Genomic DNA, 18,896 nt, shown 5'->3' on the forward strand with positions numbered 1-18,896 from the left:
ATAAAGCCTTGCATTCCTTTTCGAAAAGCTAGAACAGGAACCATCCTCTTTAACAAGACAATCTATAAATTATATCATAAGGTTATGAATATATTTGCAAAATTCAAGGATCGGAGAGTATCGACACGAGATAGGAACGATACGCTCATACCTTCTTCTCCGCAATATGCATCCCTACAAGTGTCATCTTTTATCTCAATGAATGAGTCCTGACATTAGAGGGTATACAAGAGTTGTTGCATTTATTTAAGTAAAATATATTTATTTATCTAATTTTGTTTAAAGGTTATAAATATTTGTATTAATAATATTATAAAACAGATTCCTGCTGAAAAATAAGGTAATTGTAATGGATTGAAGTCGGAGACTAACAATAAGCCTCCTAAGAACGTTCCTACTGAACTACCTAAATAGTTAAAAGAGCTATTAAGTGCCACTGCAACTGCACCATTAGAACTGTTGATAGAAAATAAAATATGCTGCTGTGATGGAAGATAAGACCATCCCATAGCACCCCATATTATAAATGGTAAAAAAGTCCAAGGTTCATTAAAACTTAATCCTGTAGGTAATAAAAAGAATGTTAATGTTAATATTATTAAAATTCCAATCATTAACAATTCAGGTTTTCCCGTTTTGTCAATAACTATACCGATTGTAAAACTTGCAATAACTCCTCCAACTCCCCAAGACCATAAATATAAAATAGTATGAGGTGCTTCAACAGTTTGTTGTAATAAAGTAGGGATATATGAATAAAGTCCTAAGCTAATCATGGCAATTAAAAAAGTAATATATACCGTTGTTGCTGTATAAGCTTGTGTTAATAAGGATAATCGTTTTTTTAATGAAGGAGGTGGTGGTATAAAAAGATTGGGAAAGTTAAATAATAAACCACAAAGGCTTAGAATACCAATAAATGTTATAATCCAAAAACAATTTTGCCAACCTAAATAAGTTGCAATGTTTAACCCAACAGGAACACCAATAACTACCCCAGAGCTCATCCCTGCAAAAATAAATCCCAAAGCTTTTCCCTTATTGTTTTCTTTTGATAATGCAACAGCCGCAGAAGAAGCCATTGGTGAAAATAAACCCGCCCCTATTCCCGCAATAGCACGGGAAAATAAAAGCATTTCTAAAGAGATACTTAGAGCACTTAGTATATTTGCAAGAGTAAATATAAATAATGCTAAAATTAATACTTTACGTATTGACCATTTTGCTAAGATTGTAGAAAAGAAAGGCGCTGAAAGTGCATAACAGAGTGTAAAAACAGTTATTGTTTGTGCATTTTGTACAGTATTTGTACCAAAACTTTGTCCAATATCAGGTAATAATCCTGTGGTAATATACGCATCTAATCCAAGAGAAAACATTCCAATAGATAAAAATAATAATTTATTCATGAAACAAATCCTCTTTAGTATTTGTAATTTACGTTATATTTAAAGTAAGTGCACGTTTATTTGATGTAAATACAAGTATTTGTTAATTTGTTTTTATAAATATCAAATCATAATTTCATAATCATTTTAAAAGTTAAGGAGGATATTATGATTACAATTGCTGTATTAACGACAGATTTGAAAAACGATTTGCAAATAAAAATAATGAAAGAAAACAAGCTATTACTAATGTAAGAAAGTCTTTTTCACATTTTTTAAACGAAATCAGAAAAAAGAGACAATTCCTACAAATAAGATATTTAGTCAAATACAAAATATTCTTGTTTTTTATTTAAAGCGCATTCTCTACTTTCTTTTCAACGCATAAATTTATATAAAGAACCTTATCCATTCAATATTTATGCAAACAACTGATATGACCCAACCAAAATTCCACTGGACTAAACAAGCTCAACATCACAATGCGCGTGCGGGAACCTTACATACTGCACATGGCGACGTACAAACCCCAACCTTTATGCCCGTAGGCACTGTTGGAACTGTCAAGGCCATGACGATGGATGCCGTGCGCTCTACGGGTGCAGGAATTATATTGGGAAATACCTATCATTTGATGTTACGTCCAGGCGCAGAGTTAGTTCATGAGTTGGGTGGGTTACATAAATTTATGGATTGGTCTGGTCCAATTTTAACGGATTCAGGTGGATTTCAAGTCATGTCCCTTGGAGATTTGCGGAAGCTTGATGAAGACGGCGTAACATTTAGATCTCATATTGATGGGTCTGCACATCGATTAACCCCAGAAAGCTCTACTGATATTCAATATCTATTAGATGCCACCATTACGATGTGTTTTGATGAATGTCCTGCCCTACCCGCCACTTATGAAACCATTGCTAAATCAATGCGGATGTCAATGCGGTGGGCAGAGCGTTCTCGCAAGCAATTTAAAAACCGTCCTGGCTATGCACAATTCGGAATTGTGCAAGGTGGTATTGAACCTGATCTTCGTGCTGAAAGTGTCGAGGCATTAACCAATATTGGTTTTGAAGGATATGCTATTGGCGGGCTGGCAGTTGGTGAACCTCAAGAACAAATGTTCTCTACCCTTGATTTTACCACACATTTAATGCCTACCGATAAACCTCGTTATTTAATGGGTGTTGGCACGCCGGACGATATGCTGGGTGCCATTGAACGAGGGATTGATATGTTTGACTGTGTGATGCCTACGCGTGCAGGGCGCACAGGGCGAGCTTATACTTCACGAGGCACGTTAAACATGAAAAATGCGTGTCATATTCATGACCCTCGCCCCATTGATCCAGAATGTGATTGCCCAGCTTGTTCCAAACATAGTCGCGCCTATATGACCCATTTATTCCGTGCCAAAGAAATATTGGGGGCAATGTTATTAACATGGCATAATATTGCTTACTATCAACGCGTTATGCGCACTATCCGCCAAGCAATTATTGAGGATGATTTAACAGAAGTTGCAGCAGGTTTGCGTGCCAATTGGATAAAAGGCGATTGGTCTGTTGATGAATAATATTTATAAAAGTGATGATAATGTATTTTATTCATTATATAAAATATAGATAATATGGATGAATACTCTATAATAAAAAGGAGCATATTGATGAAATTATCTTCCAAATTAGTAGAGTTATTTTTTATTTTAGGAGTTATCGTTATGAATATCGCACAAACACAAGCCACCCCATTACATGAAGCTGTTCGTAATCATGATGTCAAAAAGGTCATGGAGCTTGTTAAAACAGAAGCAATAGAAGCACGCGATGGACAAGGCAGAACAGCATTAATGATGGCCACACAGCAAAATCATACAAAGATTGCAAAAATATTAATTTTTGCTGGAGCTGACGTAAATGCCAAAGATAATATCCAGGATACACCTTATTTGCTGGCTGGCGCACAAGGATATAATGATATTTTAAAACTGACTTTGGAACATGGTGCAAATATCAAAGATACCAATCGATTTGGTGGAAATACCATTATCCCTGCAGCAGAAAAAGGTCATCCAGAAACTGTTAAAATCTTGTTAAAAGCTGGTGTTGATCCTAATCATATTAATAGATTAGGTTGGACGGCATTGCTAGAAACGATTATTTTAGGTAATGGATCGCCTTTGTACACAGAAATCGCCGAAATTTTAATTAAAGGGGGTGCAGACGTCAATATTCCTGATAATGAAGGGATCAGTGCATTACAACATGCCAAACAAAAAGGTTATAAAGATATGGTTGATCTGTTGATTAAATCTGGCGCAAAAGAATAGTTCTTCTATAATAAAAAGACGAGCAAAAAGACAAAACTATAGATGAAATTTGATCAATTTCAACCATCTTTTTCTCTATACTCGCTTTTAAAATAGATTGAATACTCTCCCTCTCCATCTCTTTGTACATTTCGGTTACAGGAGTGATAAGAGGGAAGTTTATATTATTTGATAAATACAGTATTTGAAAACATGTTTTGAATAGAGTGATTAAATACAGCTTCATTTTTATAATAAGAATTCGGGTAAAAATTTACACGCATATTTAACAAAGATCCTAAAATAGCTATATGTAATCGATCTGTATTAACCACTTTATATTCTCGTAAAAAACTGATTAATGAACGTGTAGAGTTTCTTGCTAGACTGATATTTGCCCAATAATCGCCATTCCAAGATAATGAAATATCGTGATTATTTTCATGATTTGCCTTGGTTTTAGATTCATCATCTGTTCTAAAACAATTTACCTCCTCCTTAAAACCAACAGGAGCTTTTTTATCTAGATATTTATTTAAAATTAATCCAAAAGCCATATCATGGGTTAATAATACAGATTTATTCGCAACATATCCTAAACTTAGTATTTTACTATATGAGACCTCTTCACGACAGCAAATGATAAACCGATCTTGATTGTAAGTAAATAGATCATTATAGCCTCGAATCGTATGAGGCAAAATTATTGTCTTGTAGAATAATTTATACTGTTGATGAATGAAATTATACCCATCTAAATATAATCCCTCAATCAAATTTCCACCGCCAGCATATAGTAAAATATCGCGCTGGGAATCATAACTTTCCTTATTACTCCAAAAATGAAATGAAAACCCTCTTTTTTCGAAAAAGTCATAAGTGGCTGCAGCAATAACACTGTCCCCAGCATTCCCAGGATTAGATTTGTATATAAAGCGATATTTATAATGAAAGTCATTTAGTATATTCGATAAAGTATCGTTATAAAGCATATGACAAATCCCGACATAAAAAACTATTATAGTTACTATTTTGTAGTATAAATGAATTCGCAAAATATCTCTATGAAAATCACATTTAGACCAAAATTAGATAAAAGTACTGTAAATTATGAACAAAATATTAATAATTACCCCTGATATAGAAGGTCCAATTCGAAATGGTGGCATTGGAACTGCATTTACCTCATTATCGCACTTACTTGCGTCAACAGAGCACTCGATAGATATATTGTACACAACACCAGTGTCAGAAGTTGCAGATAAACCCATTGAATATTGGGAAAAAATTTATAAAAAAAATAACATTAATTTTATTCAACTCGATTTTCCAAAAGATTTAATTTTTACGAGCCCACATTTTAGAAATATTAGCTATCTTGTCTATAAATGGTTGGTAAATAATAATTATCAGACTATTATTGGTTGTGAATGGCAAGCTCTACTTTACTATAGTTTACTTGCAAAAAAACACGGGCTCAACTTTCTTAATACGAACTTCATTATCAATACACATGGCGCGACTTTATGGGCAGATGAAGGAAATTATCAACTTCCCTATGGGCAAGATAATATCGAACTCTACTTTATGGAGCAAAAAGTTGTCGAAATGGCAGATGCAGTTATTAGCCCTTCACAATATTTGCTTGATTGGATGACTAGTAAGAAATGGAAACTTCCACAAAACACACAAGTCATTTTAAACTGTGAACCTTTTTTATTAGAAGAACCTAAAACGATAGAAAATAAAACTAATAAAGAGTCCTATTTAGAATTAAAAAAAGACATAAGCGAAACTGATCCTACCAAAGTTGAAATTGTTTTCTTTGGTCGCCTTGAAACCAGAAAAGGTTTAGATATATTTTTAAAATCATTAGAATTATTAACTTTAGAACAAATTGACACTATTTCTAAAATTACTTTTCTTGGAAAAAATGTAAATATTCATGGTGTTGATTCTGTTACCTATATTCGTGATAAAATCAAACATATACAAAAACAAATCACTGAAAATACTGATCCTGCGCAACTTAAACAATTTTTACTAAAAAGTAAAAAAAATAACCAAGTTAAAAAGTCAGATAAGTTTGAAAAATCAACAATATCCAAAGATTTAAAGCCTGATTTATCCAAAAAAATTAATATTATTAATACTTATAATCGGATGCAAGCACATGATTATATTCAAAATAAGAATGTGCTTGTGGTGATTCCTTCTTTGGTTGAGAATTCTCCCTACACTGTGTATGAATGTTTATTAAACAAGATTAATTTTATTGCTGCTGATGTTGGTGGAATTCCTGAACTGATCAAACCAAATCAGCGTGAAAATATCTTGTTTAAAACAACACCCGTTGAGCTTTATAAAAAACTTTCATATAGAATAAATTCCTTGCGTGTCAACGCTGAACTCATTCAAGATTTAAACACTATTCATCAAAATTGGCTCAAGGAATTAGACAAACCAGTCTCTATTTTACCCTCACCAAATACCCCAACAAAAACTCCAAAAGTAAGTGTTTGTTTGACCCATCATAATCGTCACACATTGTTACAGCAAGCCATCACCTCTTTACAACACCAAACTTATGAAAATTTTGAAGTTATTCTGGTGGATGATGGTAGTAGAAGCAAAGAAACACATCAATATTTAGACTTAATTCAACCCTATTTTAACAAAAAAGGCTGGAAAATCATAAAAAGCACCAATAATTATCTTGGCGCTGCTCGTAATCTTGCCGCACAACATGCTCAGGGTGAATATTTATTATTCATGGATGATGATAACGTTGCAAAACCCCATGAAATCAGCACATTTGTAAAGGCTGCTTTGCATTCTAAATGCGATATTCTAACGACCCCTAGCGAAATTTTTTATACAGAGAAATATCCTTCTGATTTAGAAGATACAACTACATATTGGTTGCCAATAGGTGGGGATTTGAATACCGGCAGTATTCAAAACTGTTTTGGAGATGCAAATGCATTTATAAAAACACAAGTATTTGCTGATCTTGGGGGATTTACTGAAGATTACGGTATTGGGCATGAAGATTGGGAATTCTTCGCCAAGGCGGTGTTCAAAGGATATCAGTTAGAAGTTGTTCCAGAATCGTTGTTTTATTATCGCGTATTAAATACTGGAATGTTTTTAAGTGGAAATAGTGCTAGAAATCTTTTCCGTAGTTACCGTCCCTTTATGGATTCAGATGGAAAAACCCCTTACGCACTGGGATTAATACCAGCTTTATACGACAAAATTAATAATTTAGAAGGTGAGTTACATCATTGTAAATCTCAATCTCATTATAATGAAATTTATGCTATTAAAGAACAATTAGATCATTTATTTTCACAACAAAAAGAGGGATGGGCTAATGATCGATTTAACATCCTGAATGAAAAAATCGAGGCGCTCACATCTCAACAAAAAGAGGGATGGGCTAATGATCGATTTAACATCCTGAATGAAAAAATCGAGGCGCTCACATCTCAACAAAAAGAGGGATGGGCTAATGATCGATTTAACATCCTGAATGAAAAAATCGAGGCGCTCACATCTCAACAAAAAGAGGGATGGGCTAATGATCGATTTAACATCCTGAATGAAAAAATCGAGGTTCTTCTATCCGAACATAAAGACCATTATGCTGACAACAAATTGGAGGCGCTTGAAAATAAATTAAATAAAATATTAGAAACTATTGAACACAATAATAATCAGAAAACCTTTAAAAAATATCTAAAAAAGTAAACTGATGATCGCATGGTTAATTATTTTTATACAATTAACCATGCTTATCATTTTGTTATAAACTTTAAATCTTGTAGGATAATTTTGGACATAAAATATCCAATGACCTCGTTATTATCGGTCAATTCTGGGTGAAATGAGCATACCAAAATATTACCTTGCTCTGCCATGACGATTTTATCTTCGTAAGTTGCCAGAGCTTTTACGCCTTGCCCAACAGAAGTAATAAAGGGCGCACGAATAAAGACCGAAGGAATGGCTTTGCCAACATTCTCAATATCGAGATCAACTTCAAAGCTATCAACCTGACGACCAAAGCCGTTACGTGTCACGGCAATATCAATCAGATTCAATGGCTTTAATTTCTCTCCACCATCCGTGATGCCAGAACCGCATAAAATTAATCCTGCACATGTTCCAAAGACAGGATTGGTTTTGGCGAATGCTTGAATAGGTTCATATAGGTTTACTTGTTGGATCAAACGGCTGATTGCTGTTGATTCACCACCAGGAATAATGAGTCCTTGAACCTGTGCCAAATCAGCTGGAGTTTTAATGGCAATGCCTTGTCCACCCAGTTGATTGATCTGACTGATATGTTCACTGACCGCCCCTTGCAGGGCTAAAACTCCAACTTTCTTGGTCATTTTATTGGCTTCTATCTTGCATACGGTCTGAACCGCTTAAATTCTTCATTTCGATCCCTTTCATAGGTTCACCTAAACCTTTTGAAAGTTCTACGATCATTTTATAATCTTCAAAATGCGTTGTGGCTTGAACAATTGCACGAGCGAATTTCTCTGGGCTGTTAGATTTAAAAATACCTGAACCAACAAACACACCATCCGCACCCAAAGACATCATTAATGCTGCATCTGCTGGGGTTGCAATACCGCCTGCTGCAAAATTCACAACAGGAAGTTTACCCAAATCTTTGATTTGTTTTAACAACTCATAAGGTGCCCCCATATCTCTGGCAACAACCATTAACTCATCATCAGAGGTAGCAACAACGTCTCTGACTTGAGCTTGCACCATACGCATATGACGAACAGCTTCGACAATATTTCCTGTTCCTGGTTCGCCTTTGGTACGAAGCATAGAAGCCCCTTCCCCAATACGACGAAGTGCTTCGCCAAGGTCACGACACCCACAAACGAAAGGCACGGTATATTGGCTTTTTAACAAATGAAATTCATCATCTGCTGGAGTTAATACTTCACTTTCATCAATATAATCAACGCCCATTGCTTCCAAAATACGTGCTTCAGCAATATGACCAATACGAGCCTTTGCCATGACTGGAATAGTAACGGCTTTCATAACTTCTTCAACAATGGTTGGATCAGCCATACGAGCCACCCCACCGGCCGCACGAATATCAGAAGGAACACGTTCCAATGCCATAACCGCAACTGCGCCTGCTGCCTCAGCAATTTTTGCTTGTTCAGCATTCACAACATCCATAATCACGCCGCCTTTTTGCATTTGAGCCATGCCGCGCTTTACGGTATCAGAACCAATCTTTTTATTCATTTTTCTCTCCAATTTACAGAATTGCCCCATCATGCAAAAAAAAGCAAGAAATGACAACAACCAATTGGATTGTTTTTTACCCATCCAATTTATTTAAATATTTTACCTTAAAAATATAACATTTGGATTTTATATCTTTCATTAAACTATACCCCAGTATAGTTTAATGAAAGATATAATATGCATAGTCTCCACAATAAAAAAAGCTACTGCCATGCATTCGTCGCATCAAAGGGTAATCTGAATCTTTAGAAAAAGCATTAGAATTGGAAGAAGATTGCTTAAATATCCTTCAACATATTGCTGCAATTCGAGGTGCTGTGAATGGGTTGATGGTAGATGTGCTTGAAGGACATATTACTGAACATGAATATATTATTGATAATGAACATCTTCACTGACCCAAACTCAACAAATAAAAAAATAATATCACTTAAATTACAAATTGATAAAATAGATAAAAAATCGTTTCAATCAACATTATAAACAAACACTATGTGGAACCTATCTTCATCTTCATCCCAGCCTTTATACCAACAAGTTATTAACCTAATCGAACAAGCGATTATGAATGGACAGCTATCACCAGGAGAGCGTTTACCTTCTGAACGTAAAATGAGTGTTCTGTTGCAAGTCAATCGTTCTACAATTATTCATGCATTAAATGAATTGACCGATCGAGGCGTGATTATTCGCAAGATTGGCAGTGGCTCTTTTGTTAATCCCGACAAATGGGGATTACAAACACATCCTTTGATGAACTGGCAGCCTTTGAAATCGGCTTATACCCAGTTTCCTAAAGATGATTATACCTTACAAGTTCAGCATTTTCGTAAAGAAAGCAATGAACATCAAAAATCAATCAAAGACATGGCAACAGGCGATCTTTCCCCAACTTTATTACCCGATTTAAACTTTATGGATTTGCCTATCAAAGACCTCTTATCCCTTGAACAAGATGATGAAACCACACAGCTAGGACTTTACTCTTTTCGCCAAGCAGTGCAAAGCCACATGCAAAAACGATTGGGATTAAAAGTAGATTTATCTGAAATATTGATTACCACAGGCACGCAACAAGCGTTGTTTTTAATTTCTCAAACCCTATTAAAGCCTGGAGATCGCATTGGCGTGGAAGCCCCCTCTTCTTTCTATCGATTACCGATTTTTCAAGCCGCTGGATTACGAATTTGTGCATTACCTATGGATGATAATGGCGTGATGTTACAAGAATTAAAAGCGTTACTGCAAAAACATCCGATAAAAATGGTGTTCTTAAATCCTTTATTCCAAAACCCTACGGGCTCTTGTATGGATCAAAAACGTAAGCAACAGATTTTAAAATATTGTCGTCATCATCAAATTCCAATGATCGAAGACGATGCGTGCAGCATGTTGTCTTTTTCATCAAACATCAATATTACCCCAATCAAAACCTATGATACCCACCAGCAAGTGATTTATATGGGGTCGTTATCTAAATATATGGGAAAGAATATTCGAGCTGGTTGGATCATTGCCCCCAAAGCCATAATTACTCAACTCGCACATATTCGACAGCAAATTGATGGTGGATTAAGTGTTTTACCTCAATTATTGGCAGAGCATTATTTACGGTATCAATTAGACCCACATTGTAAAAATTTAAGAAAACAACTTTCTATCAAAGCAACGCAACTATGCCAATGGTTAGAAAAATATCATAAAGATGATTTATCTTTTACCTCACTTCAAGGAGGATTATATTGTTATGCAAAATTTCATGAGGATAAAATCAAAGACATGCCAAGGATTTTACAAAACTGGCTAAGCCAAAACATTACCATCGCCAAAGGAGAAGAATTTGGCGGGAAAGTTGGTGAAATTCGGTTTAATTTTTCACAGTTTTAAGAAAACTATAATTTTTTTACTAAATCCACCATAACTTCTCTACACTTAACTCTTTGCTCTTTTGAAACTTGAATTATGTCGCCATAAACTTCATGCGAATGCTTATCCATTTTACTTAATGGTAACCCTTGATTAGCAGCGATCTCTTCACTAGACAAATGATCCTAACAATAACGCCGTTCCATACATACCCACTGCGAAAAATGTATGTGCAATGATCCCCAAAACGCGGACAGTCCACGCATTGGGTAACTTAGAGGCTGCAAAACCAAGACCAAGACCTGGTTGTAGAATAAACCAACCTGCGCCCAATGTGATAATCCCCCAAATCCATACAGGCAGGAAAGCTGGATTGGCAAACCATTCGTGACCACCATAAAGCGCAAAAATAACGCCATAGATAATCCCCACCGCATAATGAAAAATCCATCCCAATGCGAGTTCATTTTTATAAGGGGTCAAATCATCAATGGTATCATTAAATAATTTACCATCTTTGAGGTTCCAAACCCATCGCCCTATGGGTGCCCAATTGGCTCTGGACTGTCCTGGCAAAAAGCCAAAAATCATATCCCAGATATCTAAAACAACAGTCGCACCAAACCCGATTATAATGCCGTCTATAATTAAGCTCATCCTATTTTACTCTTTAACGAATTGTTTATAATTTCATAAGACTATATAGTCATCTTGTTATAAATAAAAATAAAAAAAGAGTTCATAACCTATGAATACCACCATCATAATCGCTTTATTTATCATCATTGTTTTATTACTCTATTATATCAAAAAAATCGAAACGATTGCTGAATTGAAAAAGCATCATCAGCAAGAAATCAATGCACTCAAAATAAACCCCTATAAAGATATGAATGTATTAAGAGCTGAAAAAAATAAAGAAATACGAATTTTAGAAGAAAATTTACATAAATTACGAACTGAATATTACAAAGGGATTAAGCTGCCGATAGAACACGCACTAACCAGTTCAAGAAATGCTTTCAAAAGAGAGTTGGGAGAATTATTTTGCCCGTTTCATAAGGGTTTCCCCTATCATCCAAAGGATTGCATGTTTGTAGGCAATCCAATTGACTATATCATTTTTAATAATTTAGATGGATACCGTGATGGAGAAAAAAATATAGAAGATGTAGAAATTATATTCTTCGAAGTTAAAACAACTCATTCTGCGCACCTCTCTACAATTCAAAAAGCCATCAAATATGCAATTGAGAATAAGAAGATTAAATTTAAAACATTTCAGTATGATGAGAATACTATTAATAAAGGAAAAATAACCTTAAGTGAAAAGTATAATTAAAAAAACACGCTTTAATATAATGTCACTGCCATTGCTTGGTCTATAAACGATTGAATATATGACAGCTCTTGATCTTTTTTACGTATTCCAACATGAATATGTTTGGATATGCCATTCTTTCCTAATCGAACGGCAGCAATCTTAAATTGCTTCATATTTTCTTTGACTAACCATAAAGGTAAAGCCGTTACGCCACGATGGCTTTCGACCATTTGCAAGATAATATCTGTTGTTTCTATGGTTTTATGTTGATGCGGAATAATCCCCGCTGGAATCAGAAATTGGCTGTAAATATCTAAACGATCAACTGGCACTGGATAGGTAATCAAGACTTCGCTCAACAAATCAGAGGGTTGAATATATTTCTTGCTTTTTAAGGGATGATTTTTACCCACAACTAAAATCTGTTCATAATCAAACACAGGTTTAAACCATAAATCCTCTTTGAAAATTGGATCAGGTGTGACCAACAAATCAATTTCATAATTCTCTAACGCAACCAAACCACCAAATTTGAATTTTTGCTTTACGTCAATATCAATGTTTGGCCATGCTTCTAAATAAGGAGAAACCACTTTTAATAACCATTGATAACAAGGATAACACTCCAACCCAATACGTAAATTACCCGCTTTTCCCTCGGCATATTGCTGTATCATCATTTCTGCATGATTCAACTGAGGCAAAATACGACTGGATAATGATAAAAGATATAACCCCGCTTGCGTTAACCGTAAATATCGACCATCCCTGACCCACAATACCACACCCAATTGTTGCTCTAGCTTTTTCATTGTATGGCTTAATGCGGATTGGCTAAGGCATAATGTTTCCGCAGCTTTTGTCAAAGATTTTTGCTTATCTAGTTCTTTGATAATCTGCAAATGAATAATTTCGATCATTTAGTATCATTACCTCTCAATATTATACACTCATTGAACCATGCATTATATTCATAGTTCAATGAATTAATATCATTTTTATTTCAAGTTTGTTTTACCTATTATACTTGTAATTCACGTTCAACAGGAAAATAGACACATGGTAACGACACATAATCTTGGCTTCCCGCGCATCGGTGTTAAAAGAGAATTAAAATTTGCACTGGAGGCCTATTGGAATGGTTCAGAAACACAAGAAACACTTTTGCAAACAGGCAAAGAATTAAGGCAAACCCATTGGCAACATCAAAGTCATTTAGATTACATCCCAGCAGGGGACTTTTCTTTTTATGACCATATTCTGGATGCCAGCTTTTTATTAGGAAATATTCCAACCCGTTCGATCAAACAACAAGATACGCTTTTAGATCAATATTTTCGTGTTGCCAGAGGACGCTCGGTCAATGATATTGCGGACGGTAACCAAACTTTTGCAGGGGAAATGACAAAATGGTTTGATACTAATTACCATTATATTGTTCCTGAGTTTACCAATGATACAAAATTCTCGTTAAATCCAGAACATTTATTACAACAAATCAAAGAAGCCCAACACATTAACCCCAATGTTAAACCTGTCATCATAGGGCCTGTCAGTTATTTATATATTGGTAAAACCTATGGTGATCTTGACAAAATTAGCTTATTGCCACAATTGATTGAAACTTATCAACATTTACTAAAAATACTTGCTGAACACCAAGTGAAATGGGTGCAATTTGACGAACCAATTTTAGTCACTGAACTTTCTGAGGCTTGGAAAAATGCGTTTATCTCAACCTATCAAGTCTTAAATACGCCTAATATTCATATTTTAATTGCCACCTATTTCGGACAATTACAAGATAATCTTCCTTTGCTGGCTGAGTTGCCTGTGCAAGGGGTTCATTTAGACACAATCAATGCTTTTGAAGAAATTAATCCACTGATAAATGCCATCACAGACAATAAAATCATCTCATTAGGGGTTGTTAACGGGCGTAATATTTGGAAAAGTGATTTAAATGCAATTTTACAATGGCTGGAACCGATCGCCCAACAATTAGGAGAGCGTTTGTGGATTGCCCCTTCTTGTTCTTTGCTACACGTCCCTGTTGATTTAAATAACGAACAAAAGTTAGATCAAGAATTAAAGTCTTGGATGGCTTTTGCGTTACAAAAACTTGAAGAAATTAACATTCTTGCCACCGCTTTAAACCAAGGCAGAGCCTCTGTCCAACAATTCTTGGACGCAAATCAATCTGCAATCAATAGTCGTAAAAACTCTGATCGCACCCATAATCCAGCAGTGCGTCATGTTCGCTCTTTAATTACACCAAAACTTGGACAAAGAAAAAGCAATTATGCTGAACGATTTAAAAAGCAACAAGCCATTTTGAATCTTCCTTACTTCCCTACTACAACGATTGGATCTTTTCCTCAAACTGCAGATATTCGCAAAGCAAGAAATCAATTCAAAAAAGGATTCATTGATTACGAAACTTATCAAGCGGCAATGCATAAAGAAATTGCCTTTTGTATTGAACAACAAACCAAACTAGAACTTGATGTCTTTGTTCATGGTGAGGCAGAACGTAACGACATGGTGGAATATTTTGGCGAGCAACTGAATGGATATGCAATCAGCCAACATGGATGGGTGCAATCTTATGGGTCTCGTTGTGTAAAACCACCCATTTTATACGGAGATATCTCTCGTCCCACTCCTATGACGATTGATTGGATTAAATATGCACAATCTTTAACGGATAAACCTGTCAAAGGTATGCTCACTGGTCCCGTTACCATCTTAAATTGGTCTTTTGTTCGAGACGATCAACCAAGATCAGAAAGCTGCTATCAACTGGCTATGGCAATCAGAGCCGAAGTGTTGGATTTAGAAAAATCTGGCGTCAAAATCATTCAAATTGACGAAGCTGCATTACGTGAAGGGTTGCCATTACGTCGTTCACAATGGAATGAATATCTGAATTGGGCTGTGGAATCTTTTCGTATCACCGCCAACGGCGTGCAAGACGAAACCCAAATTCATACCCATATGTGCTATTCTGAATTTAATGATATTATTGCTGCCATTGCATCTATGGATGCTGATGTGATTACCATTGAGACCTCGCGTTCTAATATGGAATTATTAGAGGTGTTTGAACAATTCAACTATCCAAATTCAATTGGTCCAGGCGTATATGATATTCATTCCCCCAACATTCCATCAACCAAGCAAATCACCGAATTAATGGAAAGAGCCAAACAACTTATCCCCGTCAAGCATTTATGGATCAATCCAGATTGTGGGCTGAAAACACGTCAATGGCAAGAGGTCATTCCTGCTCTTGAACATATGGTTCATGCTGCTAAATATCTAAGAAAAAACACTATTAACGATCAATTTTATGCATCGATTACCACACATTAATCTTTAAAGCATTTGATGTACTCTATTTTTGTTTTTTAGTATAAAACAAAAATGTTGTTTACAGTGATATGGAATATCACTGTAAACAACACGATCAATTCCTACATATTATTTATGTTGTTCTGGCTGTTGGATAATCACCTGCCCTGTTGGGCTGACACCATATTTTTGACCGATCGTTTTTAATATTAATGCTGCATTATACGCATTTTGTGGCGCAGTTTGCTCGTTCGCATAACATTCTATGTTATAAGCGATTTCTGCGGGTCCTGTTGTAACCACTTGTGGCACTCCATAAAATGGGTCATTCCACACAGGTGTCCCCCAAGCACCAGGACCCCAAAAACCTGGACCGCCACCCCAATAACCACCGCCATATCCACCGCCAGCATAAGTTACCTCTCTTTGTGGTTGTTTATGAACGTTGCTAGAGCTATTCATCACAATAAAATATTGATACCCATTTTGAATCGTCGTTTGGGCGGCTTTAATCAACGTAATATTTTGTGCTGCGGAATAGCTGATATTGTCATTTGCTATATAAGCGATGCGAAATGTTTGTTTATTTAAGGGATATGCGCTAAAATCACCAAGCTGATTAAACGATAAAGGAGTGCTTGATGCACATCCAGAAATTGCCACCACCACAGCAAGTGCTGGTAAAAAAGAAAAAGCCTTCATCCTTAATCATTCCTTTACATTTGATGGAAAATTATTGCTGACAAAAAATCAACTTACAAAAATAAGATACTCATATTGTTGAATATTTTACAATATATTTATTCTTTTAATGATTTCAATAATCCCAATAAACTCTTTTGTTTTTCTTTACGCTTAATTCTGATAGGTTAGTGCTTTCTTAACATATTTCCTTTATCAAACTCTTTTGTTTTATAGCTCATGTTACCTGTATCTTTCACGCATCTTATTCGGAATAAAGCATTTGAACTGGGGTTTGATCAGTTTGGTATTTGTAAAGCACAACTTTCGCCAAAAAAAGCACAACAATTAAACGAATTTATTGAAAAAAAACGCCACGGAGACATGCAATGGTTAGAAGATCGTGCTTTTCAACGGTCTAGCCCAGACCATTTATGGCCAGAAGTCAAATCTGCTATTGTTTTAGGAGTTAATTATGGACCTGACCTTGATCCACTCGCCAATTTGAACCGTCCTCTAACGGGAAATATTTCCGTTTATGCACGCCACAGAGACTATCATGACATGATAAAAGGATGGTTAAAACATTTGGCACAATATCTTTTAAAAGAAGCCAAACCCTATTCAATACCAACAGATCAGGTTAAAGTCTTTGTCGATACCGCACCCATTATGGAAAAACCCCTTGCCCAACAAGCAGGGCTGGGTTGGCAAGGCAAACATACCAACTTAGTCTCGCGCCAATTTGGCAGTTGGCTTTTTTTAGGAGAAATTTTAACAACCTTAGAGCTCCCCTCATCTGAAATTCCCAAAAACCATTGTGGTAGTTGCAATCAATGTTTACAAGCATGTCCAACGCAAGCCTTTCCAGCCCCTTTTCAATTGGATGCTCAACGCTGTATCTCTTACCTTACCATCGAATATGGGAACAGCATTCCGATTGAATTTAGAAAAGCCATTGGCAATCGCATTTATGGATGTGATGATTGCTTAGCGGTATGCCCATGGAACCGTTTCGCGCAACATAGTCGCCATATAAAATTACAAGCACGCCAAGAGCTTAATAGCCCTTTATTACAGGAATTTATACAATTTTCAGAAGAGGAATTTCGACAATTTTTCTCTGGCTCACCTGTCAAACGGATTGGATATATACGTTTTATACGCAATGTTTTAATTGCAATCGGGAATTCACAACAACAGTCATTGCTATCTCATGCATTATTATGGAAAAATCATGAGAATGCTATTGTCCAAGAAACAGCCCAGTGGGCGATACAACAACTTCAATTATGAGCAATCCTTATTTACAAAAACGCAGCCTCAGGCTTTCTGGTCATAAAACCAGCGTAGCCTTAGAACAAGAATTCTGGCAAGCCTTAGAACAATATGCTCAAAAACAACAATGTTCTTTAGCAGCATTAATCATGTCTATTGACACAGACAGAGACCCCAATCGACCGCTTTCATCTGCATTACGATTGGCAGCATTGGATTTTGCATCAAAGTCAAAAAACGGATAAAAACATTGCCTTTTGCTGCAAAAATAGTAGACTTGTAGTCTATTTGTAATTTGTATTGTTGAGCATATGGCGTTTATTGGAAAAATTTTTGGTACCGTTGCTGGCTTTGCTGCTGGGGGACCTATGGGTGCTTTATTGGGCGCAGCATTAGGACATGCAGCGGACAAAAATACTTTGTTGGATCCCCCTCCTGGTGGGTGGACAGAACAATGGAAACGTAAAATCTCTCCAGATTTTATGGGGGCTGCCAGCTATATCGCTGTAAAAATGGCTGTCAATACAGGTAAAAAAGATCAAGTACTTGCACTCTGTATGATTATTCTATCCGCAAAAATCGCCAAATGTGATGGCGCCGTTAATCGTCAAGAAATCGATGCTTTTAAACGTTTTTTTGCAGTGCCTGCTCAACAGCAAGCAGCAATTGGAAAATTATTTGACCAAGCACGCCAACGCGTTGACGACTATCCAAAATTTGCAGAGGAGCTTTCTATTGCTTTTAAAGACGAAAAGAGCAAACTCGAAAATCTTTTAATCTTGCTCTTTGCCATTGCCAAAGCAGACTTAGATCCATCAGCGCCATTACATGACGAAGAAGAAAAATTCTTACGCCAAGTTCATAAAATCTTTGAACTGCCTCAATCTGCATGGGATTATGCATTAAATGGTGGAACTTTACGTAGTGTAACAGAAGAACAAAACCCTTACGAAGCCCTTGAAATCCACAGTAATGCCACAGATGAAGAAGTGCGTAATCAATGGCGCAAATTGGTCAGAGAACATCACCCAGATGTCATGGCATCCAAAGGTGCGTCAGAGGCAGAAATGGCAAAATCAGCCATTAAAATCGTTAAAATCAATGCTGCTTGGGATTATATCAAACGCAATCGCGGTCTATAGGCACCAAATAGTTCATTCATCATTTTTTACATAAACGATTCTTATGTGCAATTCTTGTTTTATATCAATATTTTACAATAAAAACTAAAATAATATTGTGATTATATTACAACATTTCATCAAGATACGATTATTTTTTATTCTATCCATAACCTTTTTTCTGTTGTTTAGAAATGAATCTGCTATGGTCGAAACGCATTCTGTGCAAAATAAATAACCATTATATTTTGAATCATCTTTGAAATATTATTTGGTACGTTTAATAT

At 35.8% G+C, this 18,896-nt stretch carries 16 protein-coding genes and 1 pseudogene; 10 read left to right on the plus strand and 7 right to left on the minus strand.

The window, feature by feature from the left end; translation table 11 throughout:
• Positions 1-269: 269 nt before the first annotated feature.
• Positions 270-1,409, minus strand: a complete 1,140-nt coding sequence (locus QJV33_RS01435) for an MFS transporter (protein WP_281461645.1) — start codon at positions 1,407-1,409, stop codon at positions 270-272.
• A 415-nt stretch (positions 1,410-1,824) separates the two neighbouring features.
• Between QJV33_RS01435 and tgt the strand changes: the two genes are divergently transcribed.
• Complete coding sequence (gene tgt / locus QJV33_RS01440; protein WP_281461646.1) at positions 1,825-2,961, plus strand: tRNA guanosine(34) transglycosylase Tgt; 1,137 nt, start codon at positions 1,825-1,827, stop codon at positions 2,959-2,961.
• 90 nt (positions 2,962-3,051) lie between these two features.
• Complete coding sequence (locus QJV33_RS01445) at positions 3,052-3,714, plus strand: ankyrin repeat domain-containing protein (RefSeq protein WP_281461647.1); 663 nt, start codon at positions 3,052-3,054, stop codon at positions 3,712-3,714.
• Positions 3,715-3,878: 164 nt separating this feature from the next.
• On the opposite strand, the gene QJV33_RS01450 is transcribed toward QJV33_RS01445, so the two are convergent.
• A complete protein-coding gene (locus QJV33_RS01450; RefSeq protein WP_281461648.1) occupies positions 3,879-4,685 on the minus strand; it encodes a polysaccharide pyruvyl transferase family protein in 807 nt (268 codons plus the stop codon).
• 118 nt (positions 4,686-4,803) lie between these two features.
• Between QJV33_RS01450 and QJV33_RS01455 the strand changes: the two genes are divergently transcribed.
• The gene (locus tag QJV33_RS01455) at positions 4,804-7,446 is read left to right on the plus strand and encodes a glycosyltransferase (protein ID WP_281461649.1); all 2,643 of its coding nucleotides are present in this window, start codon (positions 4,804-4,806) and stop codon (positions 7,444-7,446) included.
• 47 nt (positions 7,447-7,493) lie between these two features.
• Here QJV33_RS01455 and pdxT read toward each other — a convergent pair whose 3' ends face one another.
• The gene (pdxT, locus tag QJV33_RS01460; RefSeq protein ID WP_281461650.1) at positions 7,494-8,093 is read right to left on the minus strand and encodes a pyridoxal 5'-phosphate synthase glutaminase subunit PdxT; all 600 of its coding nucleotides are present in this window, start codon (positions 8,091-8,093) and stop codon (positions 7,494-7,496) included.
• A gap of 1 nt (position 8,094) precedes the next feature.
• Positions 8,095-8,982: a pyridoxal 5'-phosphate synthase lyase subunit PdxS gene (gene pdxS / locus QJV33_RS01465; protein WP_271833015.1), complete on the minus strand. Its 888-nt coding sequence runs from the start codon at positions 8,980-8,982 to the stop codon at positions 8,095-8,097.
• A gap of 254 nt (positions 8,983-9,236) precedes the next feature.
• Between pdxS and QJV33_RS11995 the strand changes: the two are divergent.
• Together QJV33_RS11995 and QJV33_RS01475 are read left to right on the plus strand one after the other, a co-directional pair.
• Positions 9,237-9,383 (plus strand): annotated as a pseudogene (locus tag QJV33_RS11995) (metal-sensing transcriptional repressor); the annotation flags it as partial.
• Between the two features lie 94 nt (positions 9,384-9,477).
• Complete coding sequence (locus tag QJV33_RS01475; RefSeq protein ID WP_281461651.1) at positions 9,478-10,872, plus strand: aminotransferase-like domain-containing protein; 1,395 nt, start codon at positions 9,478-9,480, stop codon at positions 10,870-10,872.
• Between the two features lie 150 nt (positions 10,873-11,022).
• Here QJV33_RS01475 and QJV33_RS01480 read toward each other — a convergent pair whose 3' ends face one another.
• Positions 11,023-11,508 carry a DUF2938 domain-containing protein gene (locus tag QJV33_RS01480; RefSeq protein WP_281461652.1) on the minus strand — a complete coding sequence of 162 codons (486 nt, stop codon included), beginning with the start codon at positions 11,506-11,508 and terminating at the stop codon, positions 11,023-11,025.
• Between the two features lie 91 nt (positions 11,509-11,599).
• On the opposite strand from QJV33_RS01480, the gene QJV33_RS01485 reads away from it, so the two are divergent.
• Positions 11,600-12,193: a Holliday junction resolvase-like protein gene (locus QJV33_RS01485; RefSeq protein ID WP_281461653.1), complete on the plus strand. Its 594-nt coding sequence runs from the start codon at positions 11,600-11,602 to the stop codon at positions 12,191-12,193.
• 11 nt (positions 12,194-12,204) lie between these two features.
• On the opposite strand, the gene QJV33_RS01490 is transcribed toward QJV33_RS01485, so the two are convergent.
• The gene (locus QJV33_RS01490) at positions 12,205-13,095 is read right to left on the minus strand and encodes a LysR family transcriptional regulator (protein WP_281461654.1); all 891 of its coding nucleotides are present in this window, start codon (positions 13,093-13,095) and stop codon (positions 12,205-12,207) included.
• A 139-nt stretch (positions 13,096-13,234) separates the two neighbouring features.
• On the opposite strand from QJV33_RS01490, the gene metE reads away from it, so the two are divergent.
• Positions 13,235-15,550: a 5-methyltetrahydropteroyltriglutamate--homocysteine S-methyltransferase gene (gene metE / locus QJV33_RS01495; protein ID WP_281461655.1), complete on the plus strand. Its 2,316-nt coding sequence runs from the start codon at positions 13,235-13,237 to the stop codon at positions 15,548-15,550.
• Positions 15,551-15,658: 108 nt separating this feature from the next.
• Here metE and QJV33_RS01500 read toward each other — a convergent pair whose 3' ends face one another.
• Positions 15,659-16,231 (minus strand): CC0125/CC1285 family lipoprotein, encoded by a 573-nt coding sequence (locus tag QJV33_RS01500; protein ID WP_281461656.1) that lies wholly within the window; start codon positions 16,229-16,231, stop codon positions 15,659-15,661.
• A 219-nt stretch (positions 16,232-16,450) separates the two neighbouring features.
• On the opposite strand from QJV33_RS01500, the gene queG reads away from it, so the two are divergent.
• The 3 genes from queG to QJV33_RS01515 all read left to right on the plus strand — a co-directional run bounded on the left by queG (position 16,451) and on the right by QJV33_RS01515 (position 18,630).
• Positions 16,451-17,506: a tRNA epoxyqueuosine(34) reductase QueG gene (queG, locus tag QJV33_RS01505; protein ID WP_281461657.1), complete on the plus strand. Its 1,056-nt coding sequence runs from the start codon at positions 16,451-16,453 to the stop codon at positions 17,504-17,506.
• On the plus strand, positions 17,503-17,733 hold the full coding sequence (locus tag QJV33_RS01510; protein ID WP_281463363.1) for a ribbon-helix-helix domain-containing protein: 231 nt from the start codon (positions 17,503-17,505) through the stop codon (positions 17,731-17,733). Before queG ends, QJV33_RS01510 begins: the two co-directional genes overlap by 4 nt.
• A 66-nt stretch (positions 17,734-17,799) precedes the next feature.
• Complete coding sequence (locus QJV33_RS01515; RefSeq protein WP_281461658.1) at positions 17,800-18,630, plus strand: TerB family tellurite resistance protein; 831 nt, start codon at positions 17,800-17,802, stop codon at positions 18,628-18,630.
• The last annotated feature ends 266 nt before the right edge of the window (positions 18,631-18,896 follow it).

It is taken from the genome of Commensalibacter nepenthis, from assembly GCF_029953305.1.
GTDB classification, from domain to species: domain Bacteria; phylum Pseudomonadota; class Alphaproteobacteria; order Acetobacterales; family Acetobacteraceae; genus Commensalibacter; species Commensalibacter nepenthis.